Origin of the sequence: Streptomyces sp. NPDC050610, from assembly GCF_040654875.1 — a bacterium.
Taxonomy (GTDB): Bacteria; Actinomycetota; Actinomycetes; order Streptomycetales; family Streptomycetaceae; genus Streptomyces.
Genome location: NZ_JBFAIV010000001.1, coordinates 368948 through 394289 on the forward strand (window position 1 = coordinate 368948; position 25342 = coordinate 394289).

The following is a 25342-nucleotide window of genomic DNA, read 5'->3' on the forward strand; positions in this document are numbered from 1 at the left end:
CCTTGGTGCCGACCGCTTCGGTCAGCTGCCTTTCACTTTGATCTCCGCGATCCCGCCCCGGTAACCCGCCTGGGTGCCCGAACCCGTCCCGTCGGGCGGAAGCTCGGTGACGTGGATCAGCAGGTACCGGGTGCGGACCGGCTTTTTGAGCGTCACGTCCAGCGAGGAGCCCGCCTGCTCCGATTTGCTGACGCGCTGTGAGAAGTCGGAGAGAGTGCTGGGGGTGCTCGACGCGGACGGGGCGGCCGCCAGGATCTCTGACGTCTGGCCCGGACGGTACATGTCGACGTGAACGTCGGAGACGCTCTTTACGCTCCCGAGGTCCACGACGATGCCGCTGCCGTCTTTTCGCTGAGGGAGTCTGCCGAAATCCGCCCAACCGCGGAACTGCCCTGTGGTCCAGGCCGTGCTGGGGTCTCCGTCGATGGCGTTTTCCGGGTTCTTACCTGTGGTGTCGCCCAACGGGGAGAACTCGGTGGAGCCGCTGATGGCCAGCGGTTTGACCGCGGGCTTCTTGTCGGTGTCCTTGTGCCCCGACTGGGAGGCAGGCGGGTTGTCGTGGTCGTGCTCGTCTTTCAGGAGCGTGTCGGCGAGCTGCCAGCTGCCCAGGCCCAGCGCCGCGATGAGCAGCGCCGAGACGCCCCACTTGAGGGTCTTGCCGGTGCGGCCCTGAAGAGGCGGGGGCGGGGGCGGCGGCGTCGGTGCGAGGCGTGCCGCGGGCTGGCCGGCTCGGGGCGGCTGGCCGTACGCCCCCTGCTGGTAGGTGGTCCGCTGGTACGACGGAGGGGTGGCGAAGCTGGGCTCCGGCGGCCGGATGCGAGGCATCGCGGCGACCGCCTTGGCGAGCTCCTCCGGGGTGGTGCAGGGCTGTTCCTGGCGCGAGGCGGTGGCGCCTTCGTTGACGAGGGCGCGCATCGTGAGCTCGGACAGACCGCGGTGGATGCCCGCGCGGACCTGGTCGGGTGCGATGAGGCCGACGCCCTTGGGGAGCCCGGAGAGGCCATGGGCGTCGTTCTCGTAGGGCCAGCGCTGGGTGAGAGCGGCGTAGAGGAGCGCGCCGATCGCTTCGGTGTCCGTGCGCTGGGGCTCTTCGGAGGTGATGCCGCGCAGGGCGGCCATGACCGCGAGGCCGCGGATGCGGTACTGGCCGGACTCGGTGCGCAGCACGGAGCCGGGGTTCAGGCGCAGGTGCGCCAGGCCCTCGCGGTGGGCGGCGGCCATGGCCTGGGAGACCTGGCTGACGAGCTGGTAGGCGTCGTGCGGTTCCAGTGGCCGGGCGGCCAGGAGGGCGGTGAGTTCGGTGGCGTCCGGCAGCCATTCGTGGACGACGTAGACGAGGTCGTTCTCCTCGACGGCGTCGAGGACCTGGACGAAGCGCGGGTCGCCGAGGAGGGCGGCCGAGCGGGCGGCGGCGAGGACCGGACGGGCTCGCGGGTGGTCTGCGGGCAGCAGGTGGACACCGACGGCGCGGCGCAGTTTCTCGTCGACCGCACGCCAGCTGCTGAACCCGTCCAGACGGGTGACGCACTCTTCGAGGCGGTAGCGTCTGGCGAGTTTATGGCCGCTGTGCAGCTCGGGGGATTGTGCTTCGGGCGCGGCGTTCTCGTTCTCTGCGCGCTCTGTGTCTTTGTGCGCGTCGGCCTTGTTCTCGGCCTTCGCCCCGTCGGCCGTGACCTTGTCCGCCTTGGCGGTCAGCGACTTTTCGTCGCTGCTGTCGGTCACGTCGACGGCAGCCGTGCTCCGTTCAGCCACCGTCGTTCCTGCCTCCCCATCCGTTGCACGCTCTCCACAGCCAGGACAATTGTGCCCACAGTCCGGTGCTATGCACGACACGCGGTAGTGGGTGATGGTTGTGTTCGGGTCATCGGCCCAGCCGGCCGCGGACCATGCCGACCATCGCGGTCAGTTCTTGGATGCGCATCCGCTTCGCGGCGATGTAGAAGACGGCGATGAGTACGAGTCCGCCGCCCAGCAAGGCTACGAGTGATCCGAGGGCGCCGCCGCCCATGGTCTGAGTGATTCCGTATCCGGCGCCGCCCGCGAGGAGGGCGGCGGGGATGCTGGCCCCGGCCAGGCGTGCGTACGTACGGATGACGTGAGCTCCGTCCAGGTCTCCCCCCAGCCGGTTGCGCAGGCGGTTCCAGGCGACTCCGACGCCGATGGCGTAGGCCAGGCCGTAGGACGCGGCCATGCCGACGACGGCCCAGCGGGAGGGGAGGACGAGGAAGCAGATGGCCGAGGCGAGGGCGTTGGACGAGGCGACGATCACCGTGTTGTAGAAGGGGGTGCGGGTGTCTTCGTAGGCGTAGAAACCGCGGAGGACGACGTACTGCACGGAGAACGGGATGAGGCCGAGTCCGAAGGCCATGAGGATGAAGCCCATGGACCGGGCGCCTTCCGCGCCGGACGAGGAGAACATCAGGGTGCACATAGGGACGCCGAGGGCGAGGAAGCCGAAGGCGATCGGGACGATGGCCACGGCGGAGGTGCGCAGGCCCTGCGAGATGTCGTCGCGTACGGCGCCGGGGTCGCCGTCGTGGGCGGAGCGGGAGATGCGGGGCAGCAGGGCGGCCATGACGGAGACCGTGATGATGGCCTGCGGCATCTGCCAGATGAGCAGGGCGTTGTTGTAGCCCAGGATGCCGGTGCCGGGGAAGCCGGCCTTGGCGGCGTCGTCGCCCGCCCAGGTGGCGAGCTGGGTGACGACGAGGAGGCCGGCCTGGTTGGCGAGGACGAAGAGGAACGTCCACTTGGCGAGCTTGGCGGCCTTGCCGAGGCCGTGGCCGCGCCAGTCGAAGCGCGGACGGAATTTGAATCCGGCGTCGCGCAGGTAGGGGAGCATCGCCAGGGACTGGACGGTGAGTCCGAGGAGTGTGCCGATGCCGAGGAGGCGCAGGCCCTCCGGCGTGATCGTCGATTCGGTCAGGTGCGAAGAGCTGTGGGTGCCGTACACCCAGATGAACATGCCGAAGGTGAAGATGACGACGACGTTGTTGAGGACGGGGGTCCACATCATGGCGCCGAATCGGCCGCGGGCGTTGAGGATCTGGCCCATGACGACGTGGACGCCCATGAAGAAGATGGTGGGCAGGCAGTAGCGGGCGAAGGCGACCGCGACGCCGTTGGCCGCCGGGTCGTCGGCGATCTTCACGGACATGGCGCGGATCAGGAGCGGTGCCGCGAAGACGCAGACGACGACGAGGGTGCCGAGGATGACCATGACGAGGGTCAGGAGGCGGTTCGCGTATGCCTCGCCGCCGTCCTCGTCCTCCTTCATCGCGCGTACGAGCTGCGGGACGAAGACGGAGTTGAGCCCGCCGCCGATGGTGAGGATGTAGATCATCGTCGGCAGGGTCATGGCGATGGCGTAGGTGTCGCCGAGGAGCGCCGCGCCGAGCGCTGCGGTGATCACCAGCTGGCGGACGAAGCCGGTCAGCCGGGAGACGAGGGTGCCGGCGGCCATGACGGCGCTGGACTTCATGATGCTGCCGACTTTGCCGCCGCCGGAGGATGCCTCGGCCGGGTCCTGCGAGGGCTCTGAGCTCTGCGAAGCCTCCGGGGCCTGCGGAACCTGCTGCGGCACCGGTGTCGGCGCGGTGTCCATGGCCGGGTCCGGCGTCGCACCGGGCGGCGGTGGCACGGGCTGGGCCTGGTGCCGCGGGTCGTAGTGCGCCGGGTTCTGGTGCCGTGGGTCGTGGGGCTGTTCTTGGGGGTACTGGTAGGCCGGCTGGTAAGGCTGCTGCTGTTGCGGCTCGCGGGGTTCGTACGGCTGCTGGTCGCGGAAGAGGTGGGCGAATGCGTCCCGCTGGGGACGCTCGTCCGCGGACTGGCCGGCGCCGTCGTCGACGCCGACGAACTGCGTCGTGGCGTCGTCGCCGTAGGGGAGGTGACGGGAGGGGCCCTCGGGCTGGGGCGGCGGGGCGGGCGCCCACAGGTTCGGGTCGGGAGCGTACTGGGGGGCGGCCGGCTGCTGGTAGAGCGACTGCTGGTGCTGGTACGAACCGGGCGGCGGCGGGGGGTGTGCGGCGCGGTCGTAGAGCGCCTCGGTCACCGGGTCCTGCGCGGCGGGGTCCTGCGCGGGGTACGGGTCAGCGGCGTAGGCGTCCTGGAGGTACGGGTCCGGGGCAGGCGGGGGCGTCGGCGGGTACTGGTGCTCCGGATCGCCGCCGTGCCCTCGGCCGCGGTCACCGTCGTACGGCGCGTTCATCGCTACCCCACCTCATCGTCCGCGGCCGACCGGCCCTACTGCTCGTCAACGGTCCACTTTCTCACCTGATCCGGATGGGTCAGTGCTTTGTGATCCGGTGTCCGGTGCCGGGTCACCCGGCTGCTCGGGATCTTCGTTGTCCGCGCCGTTGCCCTCGCCGCCGTTGTGCTGTTCTCCGTCCGCCGCGTCGCGGACGGAGCCCCGCTTGCGCTTGAGGTAGATCCGGAGTCCGGCCAGGACGAGGAGGAGCACGCCGACGGCGATGACCAGCAGCACCATCGGGGTGATGGAGGTGACCTGCACGGTGAAGTACATCGGGCCGCCGTACGGCTGCCCGTCTTCGGTGAGGAGCTGTGCTGTCACCTTAACGGGACCGTTCGCGTTGGCGCGGGTCTCGAATTTTACGGACTGGCTGTGCCCGCCTTCGACCGTGATGGGCTTCGAGTCGCCCACGTCGAGGCGGTTCGGCTGCTGGGAGGTGAGGACGAGCCGCAGGCCGTCGATGCCCTGGAGCAGGCCGTTCTTCACGGTCACCGGGACCGTGGCGCTGCGTCCGGAGAGGGTGGCGTCCGATTTCTGGATGAGGTGGACCTGCCCCCGCAGGTTGTTCAGGTACTGCTCCGCGGTGTCCCGGTAGCTCTCGGCGGCTCGGTGCTCGCCCCGCCACGAGGTGGACATCTCTCGCATGATCGCGTTGCCGAACGGGGTGACCACACGGTCCTTGGCGGTCAGGATGACCTTGAAGCCGTCCAGGGTGCTCTGGGTCTTCTTTATGTCCTGGAAGGCGCTGTTCGGCAGTTCCTGCTTGCGCAGCGAGCCGCTGTACGAGCCGCTTCCCGGGACGCGCTGGTTGGCGTCCGGGTCGGGCTTGGCCTTTGCGGCGTCGCCCAGGTCCAGCGGCTGGGTCCAGCGGTTGTCCGACAGTGCGCTGAGGGCCGCGGCCATGGCCTGGGCCTGGCTGGCGGTGGGGGTGCGCTGGGGCGCTACGACGACGCTGCGCTGGTTCTGGGGCTCCTGCATGGTGACCATCAAGGTCTGGGCGAGGAACTGCTGCACGGCGAGCGTGGCGTTTCCGGCCTTCGCCATGTCGCCCTGGAAGGCGGTCGAGAGCCGGGCGTCGGAGACGATCGCGGTGTTGCCGCCGCCGATCTTGCGGGCCGCGGTCGGAGCGTAGGGAAGGTCGCTGTCGCGGAGGCTGTCGCTGCGGGTGATGACGTTGTGGGCGCCGGCGGAGGTGGCGACGTCCACGATGGAGGTGTCGATCGCGCCGTCCACGGGCCAGGCGAAGTCGGTGCGCGGCTTCACGCCGACGATCGTGTCGACGGTGGTCGCGGCGAGCTCGGTGGCCGACTGGAGGTGGCTGAGCGAGCCGGTGACGTCCTTGCCGCGGTGGGCGAGCGAGGCGAGGTCGGGGTCGGCGAAGGGCAGCGCCATCACCTGGTCCCCGGGGACCGCGTCCTGGAGGTCGTGGAGCCACTGCTTGGCGATGGCCTGGCTCTTGCCCGGCGCGGTCGTCCCGTCGGGCTGCTCGACCGAGTAGTTCTTCGTCATGGCCTCGACGGAGGCGAGCAGGTCCGGGTCGATGACCCAGGTGACGGGGAGGTTCTTGCCGAGGGCGACGAGCTGCTGCAGCCGTCCGCCCGGGGCGATCTCGGCCGTGAGGTCGTCGTTGCGGAAGACCGGTGTCTGCTGGGGGTCGGATGCCGTGCGGGCGGTGAGGCGGGTCGTGGAGATGAGCGGCCACATGACGGTGAGCTTGGTCTTCTTGCCGTCGACGGCGGAGGACTGCCAGGGCAGGAGCGTCCGCTTGATGCCCAGCACCTGTTCGGGCTGGCTGGAGGTGTGGCCGCTGAGGGCGACCCCGAGCTGGTAGATGCCGTCCGAGCCGAGGTTCAGATCCTTCGTCGGGATCTTGATGCTGAAGTCGCGGCTGATGCCGGCCGGCAGCTTGTCGATCTTCTTCGCGTACTTGCCGCCGATCTCGGTGCCGTCGGCGCCGAGCGAGTACCCGGTGCGCTTGGCGATGTCGTCGATGGCGCTGCGGCCGCTGATCTGGGGCCCGACCCGGAGGGCGACGTGGGCGCCGGAGACCGTGGCTTTTCCGTCATTGGTGACGGTTCCGGTGACGGTCAGCGTGTCGCTCTTCGTCGGCGTGGTGGGGGTCAGGGAGTCGATCGAGACGGCGACGGTGCGGGAGCCGCTGGCAGCCGCGTGGGCGGCGGGCGCGGAGGGCAGCTGCAGCAGGGCTACGAACAGGAGAACTCCGGTGAGCAGTGCCGCGGTTCGTCGGGGCCACCGACGGGCAGGAGTCGAAGTAGTCCCCTGGAACTCTGCCGCATCGGCCACGCGCTCGCCCGTCCCTAGTCGTCGTCAGTGGTCGTCGGATGTGCGTCCACGAATGGTAACGAGCCCTGTCGGGGCGAAGTGCTGCGGACTGCTCCACAAGATCGTTACGCTGGCCGGTGCCCCTTTTATGGGGAAGCTCCCGGCCGTGCGGCCACGTACCCTCTTCTGTTGTGCCGAACGCCAACAATGACAGCCACCACCCGCAGTCGACCAATGAGCTCAGCCAGGTGCAGCGCCGTGCCGTGAGTGAGCTCTTGCGGGTGTCGCCCGTAGCCGATGATCTTGCCCGACGTTTCCAGGAGGCCGGGTTCACCCTCGCCCTGGTCGGGGGATCGGTCCGGGACGCGCTGCTCGGCCGGCTCGGCAACGACCTGGACTTCACGACGGACGCGCGCCCCGACGAGGTGTTGAAGATCGTCCGGCCCTGGGCCGACTCGGTGTGGGAGGTCGGGATCGCCTTCGGCACGGTCGGCTGCAACAAGCGGGGCGGAAGCGACAACCAGGTCTTCCAGATCGAGGTCACGACTTATCGGTCGGAAGCCTACGACCGTACGTCCCGCAAGCCCGAGGTCTCCTACGGCGACTCCATCGAGCAGGATCTCGTCCGCCGGGACTTCACCGTGAACGCGATGGCGGTCGCCCTCCCGCAGAAGGAGTTCATCGACCCGCACAACGGCCTGGAAGACCTCGCCGCGCGAGTGCTCCGGACGCCGGGCACGCCGCAGGAGTCCTTCTCCGACGACCCGCTGCGCATGATGCGGGCAGCGCGGTTCGCCGCACAGCTCGACTTCGAGGTGGCGCCCGAGGTCGTCGAGGCGATGACCGCCATGGCCGACCGGATCGACATCGTCTCCGCGGAGCGGGTCCGGGACGAGTTCAACAAACTGCTGCTCTCACCCCAGCCGCGCAAGGGCCTCAGGCTCCTCGTCGACACGGGGCTCGCCGACCGCGTCCTCCCGGAGCTGCCGGCGCTGCGGCTGGAGAGCGATGAGCACCACCGGCACAAGGATGTGTACGAGCACTCCCTGACCGTCCTGGAGCAGGCCATCGACCTGGAGGAGGACGGGCCGGACCTCGTGCTGCGGCTCGCGGCGCTGCTGCACGACATCGGGAAGCCGAAGACGCGGCGCTTCGAGAAGGACGGCCGGGTCTCCTTCCACCACCACGAGGTGGTGGGGGCGAAGCTGACCAAGTCGCGGATGACGAAGCTCAAGTACTCCAACGATCTCGTCCGGGACGTCACGAAGCTGGTGGAGCTGCACCTGCGCTTCCACGGCTATGGCACGGGCGAGTGGACCGACTCGGCGGTGCGCAGGTACGTACGGGACGCGGGCCCGATGCTGAGCCGCCTGCACAAGCTGACGCGGTCCGACTGCACGACGCGAAACAAGCGGAAAGCGAACGCCCTGTCGCGCGCGTACGACGGGCTTGAGGAGCGCATCGCGAAGCTTCAGGAGCAGGAGGAGCTGGACGCGATCCGACCGGATCTGGACGGCAACGAGATCATGGAGATTCTCGGCGTCGGCCCGGGCCCGCAGATCGGTCAGGCGTACAAGCACCTGCTGGAGCTGCGCCTGGAGAACGGGCCGATGGAGCATGACGCGGCGGTCGCGGCGCTCAGGGAATGGTGGGCGGCGCGGAGCTGATCGCCGTGGCGCTGTCCTGTTTCACGTGAAACAGGACTCGGAGAGACCCAGGGCCCGGTGGGTGTTTCACGTGAAACAAGAGACGTGAAACGCCCACCGGGCCTCACTGTCGTCGGGACTGCCGTCGGGACGCTGCCACCGCGAGGGCGGTCGCCGCGTAGATCGCGGCGACGGTGGCGACCAGCGTGACCGATCGGCCGTCCTGCGGCAGCATGAGGGCGGCTACCGCCGCGGCTCCCACGAAGGCGATGTTGAAGAGCACGTCGTAGAGCGAGAAGATCCGGCCCCGGAAGGCGTCGTCGACCGATGACTGGACGACGGTGTCGGTGGCGATCTTCGCGCCCTGGGTGATGAGGCCGAGGACGAAGGCGGCGACCAGTATCGGTATGGGCTCGAAGGTGAGGCCGAGCGCCGGTTCGAGTACGGCCGCGGAGGCGGCGCATACGGCCATCCAGCCCAACCGGCCGAAGCGGCTTGCCGCCCAAGGGGTGAATACCGCCGCCACGAAGAAGCCGGCACCGGATACGCCCACAGCGAGGCCGAGCAGGGCCAGCCCGTCCGCTTCGTTCTTCGCCCACGCGTACCGGCACAGCATGAGGACCATGACGGTCAGAGCCCCGTAGCAGAACCGCATGAGCGTCATGGCCGCGAGCGCACGGGCGGCGACACGGCGTTCCATGAGGTGGCGCAGTCCCGCCGCGAGGCCCGCGAAGGTCTCGGACAGGGCGGCGCGCACGCGGGTCTGGAGCTCGGCGGGGTCGGGACCGAGGAGGTCGGCCGGCATGCGGAGCGCGGCGAGCCCGGCACACAGGTACACCGCCGCCCCGAGGAGGACGACCACGGCGTCGGAGGACGCGCCCTCGGGAACCGCGAGCCGCACGATGAAGGACAGCCCGCCGCCCGCCGTGGCGGCGAGCGTACCGGCGGTCGGGGACAGGGAGTTGGCCATCACCAGCCGCTCCCGGCTGTCGACGACGCGCGGCAGGGCGGCCGAGAGGCCGGCCAGGACGAAGCGGTTGACGGCGGTGACCGACAGCGCGGAGGCGTAGAAGAGCCAGTCGGGTACCGAGGCGATGATCAGCACCGCGGTGCCGACCGCGAGGACGGTCCGTAGGAGGTTGCCGTAGACCAGCACCTGGCGGCGGCGCCAGCGGTCCAGGAGGACGCCGGCGAAGGGCCCCAGCAGCGAGTACGGGAGCAGCAGGACGGCCATGGCGGAGGCGATGGCCGCGGGTGAGGTCTGCTTCTCGGGGGAAAAGACGACGTAGGTGGCGAGCGCTACTTGGTAGACGCCGTCGGCGGACTGGGAGAGCAGGCGCACCGCCAGCAGGCGGCGGAAATCGCGCAGTTGAAGCAGTACGCGCAGGTCACGCACAACGGGCATGGTGCACAGCCTCACACAATGCGCTGGTCCCCGGGCGCATTGCCCGGGGACCAGCGGATCAAGCGACGGCCGATCGGCGATCGGCGGTCAGGGACCGGTTCAGCGGTCGACCTCGCCGTTGATGAACTTCTCGACGTTGGCGTGGGCCTCGTCGTCGAAGTACTGGACCGGCGGCGACTTCATGAAGTACGAGGACGCGGAGAGGATGGGGCCGCCGATGCCGCGGTCCTTGGCGATCTTCGCGGCGCGCACGGCGTCGATGATGACACCGGCCGAGTTCGGGGAGTCCCAGACCTCCAGCTTGTACTCCAGGTTCAGCGGGACGTCGCCGAACGCGCGGCCCTCCAGGCGGACGTACGCCCACTTGCGGTCGTCCAGCCAGGCCACGTAGTCCGAGGGACCGATGTGGACGTTGTCGGCGCCCATCTCGCGGTCGCGGATCTGCGAGGTGACGGCCTGCGTCTTGGAGATCTTCTTGGACTCCAGGCGCTCACGCTCCAGCATGTTCTTGAAGTCCATGTTGCCGCCGACGTTCAGCTGCATCGTGCGGTCCAGGATGACGCCCCGGTCCTCGAAGAGCTTGGCCATCACGCGGTGCGTGATGGTGGCGCCGACCTGCGACTTGATGTCGTCGCCGACGATCGCGACGCCCGCCTCGGTGAACTTGTCCGCCCACTCCTTGGTGCCGGCGATGAAGACCGGGAGGGCGTTGACGAAGGCGACCTTGGCGTCGATGGCACACTGTGCGTAGTACTTCGCGGCGTCCTCGGAGCCCACGGGCAGGTAGCAGACGAGGACGTCGACCTGCTGGTCCTTGAGGGCCTGGACGACGTCGACCGGCTCCGCCTCGGACTCCTCGATGGTCTGGCGGTAGTACTTGCCCAGACCGTCGTGGGTGTGGCCGCGCTGCACGGTGACGCCGGAGGGCGGCACGTCGCAGATCTTGATGGTGTTGTTCTCGCTGGCGCCGATGGCGTCCGCGAGGTCGAGGCCGACCTTCTTGGCGTCGACGTCGAAGGCGGCGACGAACTCGATGTCCGAGACGTGGTAGTCGCCGAACTGCACGTGCATCAGACCCGGCACGCGGCTCTTCGGGTCGGCGTCCTTGTAGTACTCGACGCCCTGGACCAGCGAGGCGGCGCAGTTGCCCACGCCGACGATGGCTACGCGAACCGAACCCATTCCGGTTGCTCCCTGTTAGTACTCGACGAAGCCCAGCGGTGTGCTGGGCTTACTTGGCGGTGTCGTCGGACGGGTCCGGCCGGGAACCACCCCGATGCCGGGGCAGGCCGCCCGGATCTCCTGATGTGCCCTCGGAGCGGCCGGAGCCGGAGCGCTGGTCGCGCCCGGTCCGCTCGCTCTCGATCAATTCGTTCAGCCAGCGGACCTCGCGCTCCACCGATTCCATGCCGTGGCGCTGGAGTTCGAGGGTGTAGCCGTCCAGCCGTTCGCGGCTGCGGGCCAGTGAGGCGCGCATCTTCTCCAGGCGTTCCTCCAGGCGGCTGCGGCGGCCTTCCAGCACCCGCATCCTGACGTCCCGTGAGGTCTGCCCGAAGAAGGCGAAGCGGGCGGCGAAGTGCTCGTCCTCCCACGCGTCCGGGCCGGACTGTCCGAGCAACTCCTCGAAGTGCTCTTTGCCTTGGGCCGTCAAGCGGTAGACGATCTTGGCCCGGCGGCCGGCGAGCGACGCCGCGAGGGCGTCCTCCAGGGCGCTGCCGGGTTCCTCGATCAACCATCCGTTGGCGACCAGGGTCTTGAGGCACGGGTAGAGGCTTCCGTAGCTGAACGCGCGGAACACCCCGAGTGAGGTGTTGAGGCGCTTCCGCAGTTCATAGCCGTGCATAGGGGACTCGCGGAGCAGGCCGAGGACGGCGAATTCGAGGATGCCGGAGCGTCTGCTCATCCGTCGCCTCCCTGGTCCGCTGGGTCTCTTATGCCGAGCTGATGTATCGACTCGATACATCCAGACGATAGAACGGCAGTGCTCGTGCGACAAGGGGGAGCACGGTGAACGCGGTCACATCCTGGATTCACAGGTGACCGGCTGCCGGAATTGGATTGAAGATCCGCAGTGGGAGGGTTTTGGCCGTGCGTAGTCTGTGCGCCATGCAAATCACCGGGAACCAAGTGACGCCGCGGAGCGTCATCGTGCTGGATGCAGTGCGCCCGGCCGCTCAAGGGGGCCGGCCCGCATTTCTGGGGGACCGGAAGCCACCTGCCGCTTTCAGGCGATCACGCCTGCCCGAGGAGTAGTCGTTCCATGAGCGAGCACCGTCGCAAGCCGCCGCAGCCGCAAGGCGGCGGCCGAGCCGCGGCTCGGCGTGGGTCCGGACAGCCGTCCGGCCGCCGCGCCGCACCACCACGCAACAGTTCCACCGGCCCCGACGAGACAGCGAGCGACGCGTCGGCCGGCGCATCGAGCGGCGACGCTCCCGCATACGGCGGACGTGCCGCGGCCCGGCGCGCGGCCCAGCGCGGTGGCGGCCGCAGACGCTCGGGTTCGGAGTCCGCGGGCGCCGGCGGTTCCGGTCGCGGCGGCGGCCGGCGGGGCGGTGGCGCGGCCGGCGGCGGACGGGGGCGCGGTCGCGGCGGCGACAGCGGGCCCGTCAAGAAGCGCTTCATCGACTACCCGCGCGCGGGCAAGTACGGATTCAGGCGCTGGGTGCCGTCCTGGAAGCTGGTCACGGCCACCTGCCTGGGGTTCATGGGCGTCATGGTGGGCGCGGTGGGCATAGCGCTGCTGATGGTGGACATCCCGACGGCGCAGGCCGCGTCGAAGGTCCAGAAGAACGTCTACTACTGGGCCGACGGCAAGACGATGGTGGTCGCGGGCGGCGGCGAGCTCAACCGGCAGATCGTGCCGCTCTCGCAGATCCCCAACTCGATGCAGAACGCCGTGATCGCCGCGGAGAACGCCTCGTTCGAGACCGACTCGGGCGTCGACCCGATGGGCATCGCGCGCGCGGTCATGAAGATGGCGCAGGGCGGCGAGACGCAGAGCGGATCGACCATCACCCAGCAGTTCGTGAAGAACACGTACCTGAACCAGGAGCAGACGCTCCAGCGCAAGGCCACCGAGCTGCTGATTTCCATCAAGGTGGGGCTGAAGACGAATAAGGACGACATCCTCGCCGGCTACCTGAACACCGCCTACTACGGGCGCGGCGCGTACGGCATCCAGGCCGCGGCGCGCGCGTACTACAACAAGGACTGCTCGGACCTGTCGCCGACCGAGAGCGCGTTCCTCGCCGCGACGCTGAACGGACCGAACCTGTACGACCCGTGGGGCGGTCAGGGCCCGGCGGCGACGCCCGAGAAGAACACCAAGCGGGCCACGGAACGCTGGCAGTTCACGCTCAGGCGCGAGGTCGAGACCAAGCGGATGAAGCCCGAGGAGCGCCAGAAGTGGCTGACGAAGGGCTTCCCGAAGGCGCAGAAGCCGAAGCCGGCGACGAACCGGGCCGGTCAGATCGGCTATCTCACGGACCTCGCCGACGCCTACGTCGTCGCGCACAGCAAGGGCAAGATCACCAAGGCCCAGCTGGACAAGGGCGGTTACCAGATCCACACCACCTTCCAGAAGGACAAGGTGGATACGCTGGCGAAGTCCGTCGCGGATGTCCGCAAGGCGAACATCAAGCCGAAGGAACGCAAGGTCGACGAGCACGTGCAGTTCGGCGGGGCGTCGGTGGAGCCGGGCTCGGGAAAGATCATCGCGATCTACGGCGGTGAGAGCGCGCTGGAGCACTACAACAACAACGCCGACTACACCGGCGTCCAGGTCGGTTCGACCTTCAAACCGTTCGTCCTGGCGTCGGCCATGGAACACGGCAAGCGCAATCCGGGCCTCTCACCGGACCAGGGCGACGACGATCGCACCCTGGTCTCGCCGGAGAGCATGTACGACGGCAACAACGAGGTGACGCTGCGCGACTTCAACGGTCAGGTCTGGCACGACAAGGATGGCTCCGAGTGGCATCAGAAGAATGACGGCGGTGAGGACAGGGGGCCCATCAGCCTCAGAACCGCGATGCAGTTCTCGGTGAACACGCCGTACATCCAGCTCGGCATGGACGTGGGCACCGATGTCGTCCAGCAGGAGGCGATCAAGGCCGGACTGGACAAGAAGCAGATGGCCTCGCTCTCCCCCACCTTCTCCCTCGGCACCTCGGCGCCGAGCGCGATCCGGCTAGCCGGCGCGTACGGGACCTTCGCGGCCAAGGGCAAGCAGGCCCAGCCGTACTCGGTCGAGAAGGTCGAGAAGGACGGCAAGGCCGTCTACGAGCACGAGGACGAATCGAAGCAGGCCTTCGACGCCAACATCGCGAACAACGTCACCGATGTGCTGCGGAACGTTGTCGAGCACGGCACCGGTACCTCGGCGAAGCTTGAGGGAGACCGGCCGGCGGCGGGCAAGACCGGTACGACCGATGAGAACCGCTCGGCCTGGTTCGCGGGCTACACCCCGCAGCTCTCCACGGCCATCGGCATGTTCCGCGTCGACCCCAACGCGAAGCAGCAGGAGTTCCTGTCCATGCGCGGCGTGGGCGGTCAGAAGACGATTCACGGTGCGTCGTACCCGGCGGAGATCTGGGCCGACTTCATGGACAAGGCGCTGAAGGGCAAGCAGGCCGAGGACTTCGACAAGCCGCAGCCGATCGGCAAGAAGATCTACGGTGACGGCGCCAGCCCGACGCCGTCGCCCACCCATACGGTGGACCCGACGCCGACCCACACGCCCAGCCACACGCCGTCGGCGCCGACGTCGCCGACCCACACACCCAGCCACACGCCGTCGGCGCCGACCCATACCTGCGGTCCGCTCGACTGGAAGTGCAAGGGCGATGGGGACGGGGAAGGAGACGGCGATACCTCGGGGCCCGGCGGTCATCCCACCGGTGGTCCCAGCGCGACGATCACGCCGTCCAAACCGGGCAGCATCTGGGACGGGACCTACGGGTAGCGTCCCGTCCCCGGGCCGCCGTTCCGGCAGCCAGGACCGGTGAGGGCCGTCACGCAGCGCGCGTGGCGGCCCTCACCGCTGTCCACAGGCCCGTACGGCAGGATGGCCCGCATGACGAGCGCGCGAGAGGACCAGCCCGTACGCCCCACCGTCGAGGACGAGGTGGCCGCCGCGGGCAGCGAGGTCATCGGCGGCCCGGCCGGTCGCCGCGCGGTGTTCGGCGGGGGCTGGTGGACCGCGGTGCGGATCATCGTTTTGGCGGCCATCGGGATGTTTGCGCTCGGCATGGTGCAGAAGCTGCCGTGTTACGACTCCGGGTGGTTCTTCGGCGCCACCTCGCAGTACACGCACGCCTGCTACTCCGATATCCCGCACCTCTTCAACGGGCGCGGCTTCGACATGGGCGTCGTCCCCTACTTCGACAGCATCCCCGACTCCGTCTCCGGGGGCATGCGGTACCTGGAGTACCCGGTCCTGACGGGACTGTTCATGGAGGTCGCCTCCTGGCTGACGCCGGGCGGCGGCACGATCCAGCACCGCGAGCAGCTGTACTGGCTCGTCAACGCGGGCATGCTGATGGTCTGCGCGGCCGTCGTCGTGATCTGTGTGGCCCGTACGCACCGCCGCCGCCCCTGGGACGCCCTCCTGGTGGCCCTCTCGCCGGCCCTGGCGCTGACCGCCACCATCAACTGGGACCTGTTCGCGGCGGCCCTGCTCGCCGCCGCGATGCTGAAGTGGTCACGCGGCCGTACGCTCGCCGCCGGCGTCCTCATCGGCCTGGCGACCGCCGCGAAGCTCTATCCGCTGCTGGTGCTCGGACCGCTGTTCGTCCTGTGCTGGCGGGCGGGCCGTTGGGGGGCCTTCGGGCGGGCGGCGGGCGGCGCGGCGGCGGCCTGGCTGGTCGTGAACCTGCCGGTGATGCTCACGCACGACGCGGCGGGCTTCCACATCCGCGAGGGCTGGGCGCAGTTCTACACCTTCAGCCAGGACCGGCCCATCGACTTCGGGTCGGTCTGGCTGCTCATCTCCCAGCGCACCGGCGACACGCTGGAGAACGTCAATACGTACGCGACGCTGTTGATGATCATCGGCTGCCTTGCGATAGCGGCGCTCGGCCTGTACGCGCCGCGCAGACCGCGGCTGGCCCAGCTCGCGTTCCTGGTCGTGGCGCTGTTCGTGCTCACCAACAAGGTGTACTCGCCGCAGTACGTGCTGTGGCTGATCCCGCTCGCCGCCCTGGCCCGCCCGAAGTGGCGGGACTTCCTTATCTGGCAGGGGTGCGAGGTCCTCTACTTCGTGGCGATCTGGATGTACCTGGCGTTCACGAGCGGCGGGGACAAGCACCAGGGGCTGCCGATGGAGGGCTACCAGCTGGCCGTGGTGCTGCATCTGCTGGGGACGCTGTACCTGTGCGCGGTGGTGGTCCGGGACGTACTGCTGCCGGAGCGGGACGTGGTGCGCCAGGACGGGTCGGACGATCCGGCGGGGGGCGTTCTGGACGGGGCTCCCGATGTGTTCGTGCTCGGCAGCGCGGCCCGTCCGCACCACGCCGCGCGTTTTGAGGGTCCCTACGTGCGATGGGGCACTGGACGGACGGATTCCGGGCAGGTTTCCCCCATCGAGTGAGGGGCCGCCGGGCGGACCGCCGGCGCGGGGCAGGAACGCGGGAAGGGCCCGAAGGCGCAGCACGAGGCTGTGGCTTCGGGCCCTTCCGCGGTGCGGTCAGCGGTCGACGAGGCGGTCGAACTGGGTGGTGGTGTGCCGCAGATGGGCCACGAGCTCGTCGCCGACCTGGGGCGCCGCGACGTCGCCGGGGACGAAGAGGATGGACACCTGCATGTGCGGCGGCTCCGCGAACCAGCGCTGCTTGCCCGCCCAGACGAAGGGCGAGAGGTTGCGGTTCATGGTCGCGAGGCCCGCCCGCGCGACCCCCTTGGCGCGCGGCATCATGCCGTGCATCGCCTTCGGGGCCTCAAGGCCGACGCCGTGCGAGGTGCCGCCCGCGACGACGACCAGATAGCCGTCGGCGGCGGTCTTCTGCTGGCGGTAGCCGAAACGTTCGCCCTTGGCGACGTGCGAGACGTCGAGGACCGCGCCGCGGTACTGGGTGGCCTCGTGGTCGCCGAGCCACAGCCGGGTGCCGATCCGGGCGCGGAACCGGGTCTGCGGGAACTGCTGCTGGAGCCGGGCGAGTTCGTCGGCCTTGAGGTGGCTGACGAACATGGTGTGCAGCGGCAGCCGGGCGTTGCGCAGCCGGTCCATCCAGCCGATGACCTCATCGACGGCGTCGGAACCGTCCGTACGGTCCAGCGGCAGGTGGATCGCGAACCCCTCCAGCCGTACGTCCTCGATGGCGGCGTGCAGCTTGGGCAGGTCCTCCTCGCCGATGCCGTGGCGCTTCATGCTGCTCATGACCTCGATGACGACGCGGGCGCCGACCAGGCCGCGCACGCCCTCGACCGAGGAGACGGAGCGGATGGCCCGGTCCGGCAGCGGCACCGGCTCCTCGCCGAGCCGGAAGGGGGTGAGCACCAGCAGGTCGCCGCTGAAGAAGTCCTTGATCCGGGCGGCCTCGTAGGTCGTGCCGACGGCCAGGATGTCGGAGCCGAACGCCGCGGCCTCGTCGGCCAGCCGCTCGTGGCCGAAGCCGTAGCCGTTGCCCTTGCAGACCGGGACGATGCCCGGGAACTGCTGGAGAACGGTCTGCTGGTGTGCCCGCCAGCGCGCGGTGTCGACGTAGAGCGTGAGCGCCATGGCCGGTCCCGGAACCTTTCCTGTGCCTGAAGACGGAGTGTGAGGCCGTACGGACGCATGAGGTCCGCACGGGGGCGTACGGGTGTGACGGGGTGTGCGGGTGAAACGGTCAGCGCCGAGACATGTACATGTCGAGCGCCTTGTGCAGCAGCTTGTTGAGCGGGAAGTCCCACTCACCGAGGTATTCGGCAGCCTGCCCGCCTGTGCCGACCTTGAACTGGATCAGGCCGAAGAGATGGTCCGTCTCGTCCAGCGAGTCGCTGATGCCGCGCAGGTCGTACACGCTGGCGCCGAGCGCGTACGCGTCGCGCAGCATCCGCCACTGCATCGCGTTCGACGGCCGGACCTCGCGCTTGTGGTTGGCGGACGCGCCGTAGGAGTACCAGACGTGGCCGCCGACGATCAGCATCGTCGCGGCGGCGACGGCCTCCCCCTCGTGCACGGCGAAGTACAGCCGCATCCGGTTGGGGTCCTCGGTGTTGAGGGCGGACCACATGCGCTGGAAGTAGCCGATGGGGCGCGGCCGGAAGTGGTCGCGCTCGGCGGTGATCTCGTAGAGGTGCTGCCAGGTGGCCAGGTCGTCGTAGCCGCCCTGGACGACCTCGACGCCGGCCTTCTCGGCCTTCTTGATGTTGCGGCGCCACAGCTGGTTGAAGCCCTTGTGCACGTCTTCGAGGGAGCGGCCCTCCAGCGGCACCTGGTAGACGTAGCGCGGCTGGACGTCGCCGAAGCCCGCGCCGCCGTCCTCGCCCTGCTGCCAGCCCATGCGGCGCAGCTTGTCGGCGACCTCGAAGGCGCGCGGTTCGATGTGGCTGGCCTCGACGTCGCGCAGCCGCTTGACGTCGGGGTCGGCGATGCCCGCCTTGATGGCCGTGGCGTTCCAGCGCCGGATGATGACGGGCGGGCCCATCTTCACGGAGAAGGCGCCCTTCCCCTTGAGGTGGGCCAGCATGGGCCGCAGCCAGTCCTCCAGGTGCGGCGAGTACCAGTTGATGACCGGGCCCTCGGGGAGATAGGCCAGATACCGCTTGATCTTGGGCAGCTGGCGGTAGAGGACCAGGCCGACGCCGACGAGCTCGCCGGTCTTGTCGAACCAGCCCAGGCTCTCCGAGCGCCACTCCGCCTTGACGTCCGCCCATGCCGGAACCTGCATGTGGCTGGCCGAGGGCAGACTCTGGATGTACGCCAGATGCTGTTCTCGGCTGATGGTCCTCAGGGTCAGGCTCATGCGGGGCGCTCCTCGGCAGGTTTGTCCCCAGGGGCGGGGCTCCGGCTCTCGCGCCGAAGCCTACTGTGAGAGGGGAGCGCCCCGTTTGGGCGTATGCGCGTGGTGGCCCGGCGCGCCACCGTACGGGCCGCCGGGGCCCGTCGGCCGCTCCCTGTACGGGCCGGGGCCCGCGGAGCCCGTACAACCGGGCGTACGGGGCCTGACCTGGGGACCCGTACGGGCTCGGCCGGGGGTGCGCCGGGCCGCGGCTAGCCGACCACGCCGCCGAAGAGGCCGCCGTGCGCCATGCCGATGAAGAATCCCACAGCGGCCGCGCCGAGCCCGATGATCAGCAGGAACCGTTCTCCCGTGGTGGCGGAGATGAACTGGCCCCAGGCCCCGGTGAGGATGCCGGCCAGGCCCGACCAGGAGCTGAGCAGGTGGAGGCCGTGGAAGGCCGAGGAGATGACGGCGATCGCGCCGAGGATCAGCGTCGCCGCGGCGAGGCTGTTCTCGACGGGATGCGCCTTGCCGTCGCTGTTGATGGCGGTGCTGATGAGGCCGAAGGGTCCGTGGTGTTGCCGTGCTGCCTGTGCCATGCGGCACCTCCTGTAGGCAAAGCGGCGCACTGTAGCGCCGGTCACACCCGATGCGTCCAGAGTGCGGGTCCCCGCGGCCGGATTTCAACCGGAAGGCCGGGTGCGGGTACGCTGGTCGGTCTGCACCGGTGTCGGCCGGGCATGTCATGGCTCTCCGGGATTTCCCGGTCGAGACCGGCCGCACCGTCCGCGCTGCCAGCGCTTTTGCGCTGTTGTCAGTGGTCGCCGATACCGTTGCTAACGCATCACGACCCTCCTGCCACGGAACGACCGTGGCCGCTGAGTCCAAAGGAGGTGGGTTCCACATGCGTCACTACGAGGTGATGGTCATCCTCGACCCCGATCTGGAGGAGCGCGCTGTCTCTCCCCTGATCGAGAACTTCCTCTCCGTCGTCCGCGAGGGCAACGGAAAGGTCGAGAAGGTCGACACCTGGGGCCGTCGTCGTCTCTCGTACGAGATCAACAAGAAGCCCGAGGGCATCTACTCGGTCATCGACCTCCAGGCCGAGCCTGCGGTCGTCAAGGAACTCGACCGCCAGATGAACCTGAACGAGTCGGTTCTCCGGACCAAGGTCCTCCGTCCCGAGACCCACTGAATCTCCGGCATCCCCGGAATTCAGCGGTAATCGGGCTGCATCACCACGAGTAGCAAGCAGCCAGCAGCACACCCGCCGAGAGGTTCACCCATGGCAGGCGAGACCGTCATCACGGTCGTCGGCAATCTCGTCGACGACCCCGAGCTGCGCTTCACCCCGTCCGGTGCGGCGGTCGCGAAGTTCCGCGTCGCGTCCACTCCCCGCACCTTCGACCGCCAGACCAACGAGTGGAAGGACGGCGAGAGCCTCTTCCTCACGTGCTCGGTGTGGCGGCAGGCGGCGGAGAACGTCGCCGAGTCGCTCCAGCGCGGCATGCGTGTCGTCGTGCAGGGGCGGCTGAAGCAGCGGTCCTACGAGGACCGTGAGGGCGTCAAGCGCACGGTCTACGAGCTCGACGTCGAAGAGGTCGGGCCCAGCCTGAAGAACGCCACGGCCAAGGTCACCAAGACCACCGGCCGCGGCGGTCAGGGCGGCTACGGCGGCGGCGGTGGCGGCCAGCAGGGCGGCGGCTGGGGCGGCGGCCCCGGTGCCGGCCAGCAGCAGGGCGGCGGCGGGGCTCCCGCCGACGACCCCTGGGCGACCAGTGCTCCGGCCGGCAACCAGCAGGGCGGCGGCGGTGGTGGCTGGGGCGGCGGCTCCGGCAACACCGGCGGCTCCGGCGGCGGCTACTCGGATGAGCCGCCCTTCTAAGGGCGGCGGCAGAAAACTTCTTGATCACACAGGAGAGAGACAATGGCGAAGCCGCCTCCGCGCAAGCCTAAGAAAAAGGTCTGCGCGTTCTGCAAGGACAAGACCGCTTACGTGGACTACAAGGACACGAACATGCTGCGGAAGTTCATTTCCGACCGCGGCAAGATCCGTGCCCGTCGCGTGACCGGCAACTGCACTCAGCACCAGCGCGACGTCGCCACGGCCGTGAAGAACAGCCGTGAGATGGCGCTGCTGCCCTACACCTCGTCCGCGCGATAAGGGAAGGGTGACCGACCAATGAAGATCATCCTCACCCACGAGGTCTCCGGCCTCGGCACCGCCGGTGACGTCGTCGACGTCAAGGACGGCTACGCCCGCAACTACCTGGTCCCGCGCGGTTTCGCGATCCGCTGGACCAAGGGTGGCGAGCAGGACGTCGCTCAGATCCGTCGCGGTCGCAAGATCCGTGAGATCGCCACGATCGAGCAGGCCAACGAGGTCAAGGCTCGGCTTGAGGGCGTGAACGTGCGCCTGGCCACCCGTTCGGGTGACGCCGGTCGCCTGTTCGGCTCCGTCACCCCGGCCGACATCGCCACGGCGATCAAGTCCGCCGGCGGTCCGGACGTCGACAAGCGCCGCATCGAGCTGGGTTCGCCGATCAAGACCCTGGGCTCGCACCAGGTGTCCGTGCGACTGCACGCCGACGTCGCCGCCAAGGTGGCCGTCGAGGTCGTCGCCGCCTGATTCACGGCGCTCGCGTCTGAGTCATGGCGTTCGGCACAGCTGAAGCGCGACTGAAGGGCCGCACCCCGCGGGGTGCGGCCCTTCGGCGTTCTCGGTGGAGCGTTCGTTCTCGGTGGTGGGGCGCTGGTGGTGGGGTGCTGGTGGTGGGGGCGGTACGGTCCGGTCCGGTCGGGTATGGGCTGCGGGCTCGTAGCCGTGCTCGCGTCGGTACTGGTGCTTGTGCCCGTGCTCGCGTCCGTACCGGCGCTCGTGCCCGTGCCCGTGCCCGTACCGTCAGCGAGCCGCGCCCGTCACGAGCCAGCGGCCGGAGCGGGTGCGCAGCCACAGGGTCGCCATCCGGACGGCCATCATCAGGGCCATGGCCCACCACAGGGCGGTCAGACCGCCGCCGAAGGTGGGCACGAGCAGCGCGGCGGGCGCGAAGACGGCGAGTACGAGCAGCATCGCCCAGGCGAGATACGGGCCGTCGCCGGCTCCCATGAGGACGCCGTCCAGGATGAAGACGACGCCTGCCACAGGCTGGGTGAGCGCGACCACGAGGAGCGCGGGCAGCAGTGCGCCGTGTACGGCGGGGTCGGTGGTGAACAGCGGGATGAACAGCGGGCGGGCGGCCACCACGAGCACGCCGAGCACGACTCCCGAGGCGATGCCCCACTGCACCATGCGGCGGCAGGCGGCGCGGGCGCCGTCGGGGTCGTCGGCGCCGAGGTAGCGGCCGATGATGGCCTGGCCGGCGATGGCGATGGCGTCCAGGGCGAAGGAGAGCAGGCTCCACAGCGTGAGCACGATCTGGTGGGCGGCGATGTCGGCGTCGCCGAGCCGGGCGGCGACGGCGGTCGCGATCATCAGGACGGCGCGCAGCGAGAGCGTACGGACCAGGAGGGGCGCGCCTGCCTGGGCGCAGGCCCGTATGCCGGCGGCGTCGGGGCGCAGGGACGCGCCGTGCCGGCGGGCGCCGCGGATGACGACGGCGAGGTAGACGGCGGCCATGGCGCACTGGGCGATGACGGTGCCCCAGGCGGAGCCGGCGATGCCGAGCCCGGCGCCGTAGACGAGGGTGATGTTGAGGGCGGCGTTGGCCGCGAAGCCGCCGACGGCCACGTAGAGCGGGGTGCGGGTGTCCTGGAGGCCGCGGAGGACACCGGTGGCGGCGAGGACGATGAGCATGGCGGGGATGCCGAGGGCGCTGATGCGCAAGTAGGTGACGGCGTAGGGGGCGGCGGTGGGCGAGGCGCCGAAGAGGTCGATGAGGGCGGGGGCGGTGGGCAGTACGACGGCGATCACGGCGGCGCCGAGGAGGAGGGCGAGCCAGATGCCGTCCATACCCTGGCGGATGGCGGCCGGGAGATCGCCCGCGCCGACGCGGCGGGCGACGGCCGCGGTGGTGGCGTAGGCGAGGAAGACGAAGATGGAGACGGCGGTGGTGAGGAGGGCGGCGGCGACGCCGAGGCCGGCGAGCTGGGGGGTGCCGAGGTGGCCGATGACGGCGCTGTCGACCATGACGAAGAGGGGCTCCGCGACGAGCGCGCCGAAGGCGGGCACGGCGAGCGCGATGATCTCGCGGTCGTGGCGGCGGGCGCTGCGCTGCTCGCGCGTGGGGGCCTGGGGCATGGAGCCAATCTAATCTTCCACAGGTAAGTGCTGCAAGGTGATTGGAGTCCTTACGGTGTGTGGCGTCGGAGCTGCTTCGGTGCGCCGTTTGTCGTGATCTTGGGCCGGGTGGGAAAGTTTTTCTTCTCAACAGGCCCTGGATGAAGTACCCGCAGGTCAGGGCGGTGGGATTGAAGCGATTGTGTGTTTGTCCACAGAGATTTCCCCCACCCCGTGCACAGGTATCGGCGACTTCTCCACAGGATGGCGGCCGTCATCCACATGGTCTGTGGATAACAAGATTGGCGCACGGTCTCCACGGGCCTACCGTGGTCCGGCGCCCGCCGCATGTTCCGGCCCTCGCGACTCGTGAACTCGACGCGCCGTAACCGGAGTCGGGTGTCCTATTTGTCAGAGCCGTGCCGTAAGAAGGAAGGGCATGGCGAGGTCCGCGTCGCGGACGGGAGGAGGTGGCGGGGTGAGCATGCCTATGCCTGAGCCGCCCATGGAAGACCCCTGGGCGGACGCCGGTCCCAGTGACCGGCTCCCGGTCTCCCGGCCCCGGCGCGGCGAGGGCAAGGGCCGCGGCGAGCAGCACGACCGCGGCGACGAGGGCTCCTCCTGGTCGGGCGGCGGCTTCGAGCGCGTACCGCCGCAGGACCTCGACGCCGAGCAGTCCGTGCTCGGCGGCATGCTGCTCTCCAAGGACGCGATCGCGGAGGTCGTCGAGGTCCTCAAGGGCCACGATTTCTACCGGCCCGCGCACGAGACCGTCTACCAGGCGATCCTCGACCTCTACGCGAAGGGCGAGCCCGCCGACCCCATCACCATCGGGGCGGAGCTCACCAAGCGCGGCGAGATCACCAAGGTCGGCGGCGCCGCGTATCTGCACACCCTGGTGCAGTCCGTCCCGACGGCCGCCAACGCCGCGTACTACGCCGAGATCGTCCACGAGCGGGCGGTGCTGCGGCGCCTGGTCGAGGCCGGCACCCGCATCACCCAGATGGGATACGCGGCCGACGGCGACGTCGACGACATCGTCAACAGCGCCCAGGCCGAGATCTACGCCGTCACCGAGCAGCGCACCAGCGAGGACTACCTTCCGCTCGGCGACATCATGGAGGGCGCGCTCGACGAGATCGAGGCGATCGGCTCCCGCAGCGGCGAGATGACGGGCGTGCCGACGGGCTTCACGGACCTGGACGCCCTGACGAACGGCCTGCACCCCGGCCAGATGATCGTCATCGCGGCCCGCCCCGCCATGGGCAAGTCGACCCTGGCGCTGGACTTCGCCCGCGCCTGCTCCATCAAGTCCAACCTGCCCAGCGTGATCTTCTCCCTGGAAATGGGCCGCAACGAGATCGCGATGCGACTCCTCTCCGCCGAGGCGCGGGTCGCCCTGCACCACATGCGGTCCGGCTCCATGACGGACGAGGACTGGACGCGGCTGGCCCGCCGCATGCCGGACGTATCGGCAGCCCCCCTCTACATCGACGACTCCCCGAACCTGTCGATGATGGAGATCCGCGCCAAGTGCCGCCGCCTCAAGCAGCGCAACGAACTCAAGCTCGTCGTCATCGACTACCTCCAGCTCATGCAGTCCGGCGGCTCGAAGCGCGCCGAGAGCCGCCAGCAGGAGGTCTCGGACATGTCCCGAAACCTCAAGCTCCTCGCCAAGGAGCTGGAACTGCCGGTCATCGCCCTCTCCCAGCTCAACCGAGGCCCCGAGCAGCGCACCGACAAGAAGCCGATGGTCTCTGACCTGCGCGAATCCGGTTCGATCGAGCAGGACGCCGACATGGTCATCCTGTTGCACCGAGAGGACGCGTACGAGAAGGAGTCGCCCCGCGCGGGCGAAGCCGACCTGATCGTGGCCAAGCACCGAAACGGCCCCACGGCCACCATCACGGTCGCATTCCAGGGGCACTACTCGCGCTTCGTGGATATGGCGCAGACCTGAGTGGGGCGTAGGGTCTCAGGTTTCGTGTCGGAATCTCATGGTCGATGTCGGACGGAAGTCGGATCCGACATCGACCGTGAGACACCGCAGTTCAGCGGGGCGCGGTGCCTGCAGGGGTGCCGGGGGTTTCGTAGAGTCGCTTGGCTGGCCGTAGGGATGGAGGAGCATGCGGGTCGCCATTGACGGGGCACACATCGGAAGCCAGGCGGACTTGCACCGGGTTCTTGCCGGGCCTCTGGACTTCGGTCCGTACTACGGGCACAACCTGAGCGCCCTGTGGGACCGTCTGAGCAGGGATGTTGAGCGCCCGGTCGAGATCGTCTGGGAGAACACTGCAGTAAGTCGTGGCCGCATGGGCGATGAAGAGTTCGAGGCGATCGCGTCCGTTCTGGTCCGAGCTGCCGCGGAAGACGAGTCGAATGCGCCCGGCAAGAGGCTGACCGTGCGTTTCACCTGATGTGGAGTCCAGCGGCGAGCGGTCAAACTTCGCTGAGACGGGTCAAGCGGGTCGGGCCGCCGCAAGCGTCCGGCGCCGCCATCGACTTCCGACACGGAGGTGAGACGCTGCGCGTCCGACACAGCGTGAGACGGCGGACGGGGCGGCAGGTCACATCCTCGGCGTCCGACACGAGCCGCGAGCCCCTACACAACACGAA

19 protein-coding genes are annotated in these 25342 nt (G+C 69.2%); 9 read left to right on the plus strand and 10 right to left on the minus strand.

The genetic code is table 11. From position 1 onward, the window contains the following. Positions 1-21: 21 nt before the first annotated feature. The 3 genes from AB0I22_RS01730 to AB0I22_RS01740 form a co-directional block, all read right to left on the minus strand. Complete coding sequence (locus AB0I22_RS01730) at positions 22-1752, minus strand: protein kinase family protein (protein WP_363128589.1); 1731 nt, start codon at positions 1750-1752, stop codon at positions 22-24. Positions 1753-1861: 109 nt separating this feature from the next. After that, complete coding sequence (gene murJ / locus AB0I22_RS01735; RefSeq protein WP_363128590.1) at positions 1862-4207, minus strand: murein biosynthesis integral membrane protein MurJ; 2346 nt, start codon at positions 4205-4207, stop codon at positions 1862-1864. Between the two features lie 45 nt (positions 4208-4252). Beyond that, the gene (locus AB0I22_RS01740; protein WP_363128591.1) at positions 4253-6553 is read right to left on the minus strand and encodes a DUF6049 family protein; all 2301 of its coding nucleotides are present in this window, start codon (positions 6551-6553) and stop codon (positions 4253-4255) included. 170 nt (positions 6554-6723) lie between these two features. On the opposite strand from AB0I22_RS01740, the gene AB0I22_RS01745 reads away from it, so the two are divergent. Continuing rightward, positions 6724-8199, plus strand: coding sequence for a CCA tRNA nucleotidyltransferase (locus AB0I22_RS01745; RefSeq protein ID WP_363128592.1), 1476 nt, complete (start codon positions 6724-6726; stop codon positions 8197-8199). A gap of 103 nt (positions 8200-8302) precedes the next feature. Here the strand turns inward: AB0I22_RS01745 and AB0I22_RS01750 are convergent, their stop codons facing one another. The 3 genes from AB0I22_RS01750 to AB0I22_RS01760 all read right to left on the minus strand — a co-directional run bounded on the left by AB0I22_RS01750 (position 8303) and on the right by AB0I22_RS01760 (position 11486). Continuing rightward, positions 8303-9583 carry an MFS transporter gene (locus AB0I22_RS01750; RefSeq protein WP_363128593.1) on the minus strand — a complete coding sequence of 427 codons (1281 nt, stop codon included), beginning with the start codon at positions 9581-9583 and terminating at the stop codon, positions 8303-8305. Positions 9584-9682: 99 nt separating this feature from the next. After that, positions 9683-10765 (minus strand): inositol-3-phosphate synthase, encoded by a 1083-nt coding sequence (locus tag AB0I22_RS01755; RefSeq protein ID WP_363128594.1) that lies wholly within the window; start codon positions 10763-10765, stop codon positions 9683-9685. A 49-nt stretch (positions 10766-10814) separates the two neighbouring features. Then, on the minus strand, positions 10815-11486 hold the full coding sequence (locus AB0I22_RS01760) for a PadR family transcriptional regulator (protein ID WP_363128595.1): 672 nt from the start codon (positions 11484-11486) through the stop codon (positions 10815-10817). 357 nt (positions 11487-11843) lie between these two features. Between AB0I22_RS01760 and AB0I22_RS01765 the strand changes: the two genes are divergently transcribed. Then, positions 11844-14546: a transglycosylase domain-containing protein gene (locus tag AB0I22_RS01765; protein ID WP_363128596.1), complete on the plus strand. Its 2703-nt coding sequence runs from the start codon at positions 11844-11846 to the stop codon at positions 14544-14546. A gap of 111 nt (positions 14547-14657) precedes the next feature. Then, entirely contained in the window at positions 14658-16172 is a 1515-nt protein-coding gene (locus AB0I22_RS01770) for a glycosyltransferase 87 family protein (protein WP_363128597.1), read from the plus strand. 96 nt (positions 16173-16268) lie between these two features. On the opposite strand, the gene AB0I22_RS01775 is transcribed toward AB0I22_RS01770, so the two are convergent. From AB0I22_RS01775 to AB0I22_RS01785, 3 genes are all read right to left on the minus strand, one after another. Then, positions 16269-17300, minus strand: a complete 1032-nt coding sequence (locus AB0I22_RS01775; RefSeq protein WP_363128598.1) for an alanine racemase — start codon at positions 17298-17300, stop codon at positions 16269-16271. A gap of 109 nt (positions 17301-17409) precedes the next feature. Next, the gene (locus AB0I22_RS01780; RefSeq protein ID WP_363128599.1) at positions 17410-18528 is read right to left on the minus strand and encodes a peptidoglycan bridge formation glycyltransferase FemA/FemB family protein; all 1119 of its coding nucleotides are present in this window, start codon (positions 18526-18528) and stop codon (positions 17410-17412) included. A gap of 248 nt (positions 18529-18776) precedes the next feature. After that, positions 18777-19106 (minus strand): hypothetical protein, encoded by a 330-nt coding sequence (locus AB0I22_RS01785; protein ID WP_363128600.1) that lies wholly within the window; start codon positions 19104-19106, stop codon positions 18777-18779. Between the two features lie 305 nt (positions 19107-19411). On the opposite strand from AB0I22_RS01785, the gene rpsF reads away from it, so the two are divergent. The 4 genes from rpsF to rplI all read left to right on the plus strand — a co-directional run bounded on the left by rpsF (position 19412) and on the right by rplI (position 21136). Continuing rightward, on the plus strand, positions 19412-19702 hold the full coding sequence (gene rpsF, locus AB0I22_RS01790) for a 30S ribosomal protein S6 (RefSeq protein WP_003978891.1): 291 nt from the start codon (positions 19412-19414) through the stop codon (positions 19700-19702). Between the two features lie 90 nt (positions 19703-19792). Continuing rightward, positions 19793-20392, plus strand: a complete 600-nt coding sequence (locus AB0I22_RS01795; protein ID WP_363128601.1) for a single-stranded DNA-binding protein — start codon at positions 19793-19795, stop codon at positions 20390-20392. Positions 20393-20434: 42 nt separating this feature from the next. Further along, positions 20435-20671 (plus strand): 30S ribosomal protein S18, encoded by a 237-nt coding sequence (gene rpsR / locus AB0I22_RS01800; RefSeq protein ID WP_004950692.1) that lies wholly within the window; start codon positions 20435-20437, stop codon positions 20669-20671. A gap of 18 nt (positions 20672-20689) precedes the next feature. Further along, the gene (gene rplI, locus AB0I22_RS01805) at positions 20690-21136 is read left to right on the plus strand and encodes a 50S ribosomal protein L9 (protein WP_363128602.1); all 447 of its coding nucleotides are present in this window, start codon (positions 20690-20692) and stop codon (positions 21134-21136) included. A 273-nt stretch (positions 21137-21409) separates the two neighbouring features. On the opposite strand, the gene AB0I22_RS01810 is transcribed toward rplI, so the two are convergent. Continuing rightward, entirely contained in the window at positions 21410-22747 is a 1338-nt protein-coding gene (locus tag AB0I22_RS01810; RefSeq protein WP_363128603.1) for an MATE family efflux transporter, read from the minus strand. A gap of 484 nt (positions 22748-23231) precedes the next feature. Here AB0I22_RS01810 and dnaB point away from each other — a divergent pair, with 484 nt between their 5' ends. Then, the gene (dnaB, locus tag AB0I22_RS01815; RefSeq protein WP_363128707.1) at positions 23232-24686 is read left to right on the plus strand and encodes a replicative DNA helicase; all 1455 of its coding nucleotides are present in this window, start codon (positions 23232-23234) and stop codon (positions 24684-24686) included. 166 nt (positions 24687-24852) lie between these two features. Continuing rightward, entirely contained in the window at positions 24853-25143 is a 291-nt protein-coding gene (locus AB0I22_RS01820) for a barstar family protein (protein WP_363128604.1), read from the plus strand. The last annotated feature ends 199 nt before the right edge of the window (positions 25144-25342 follow it).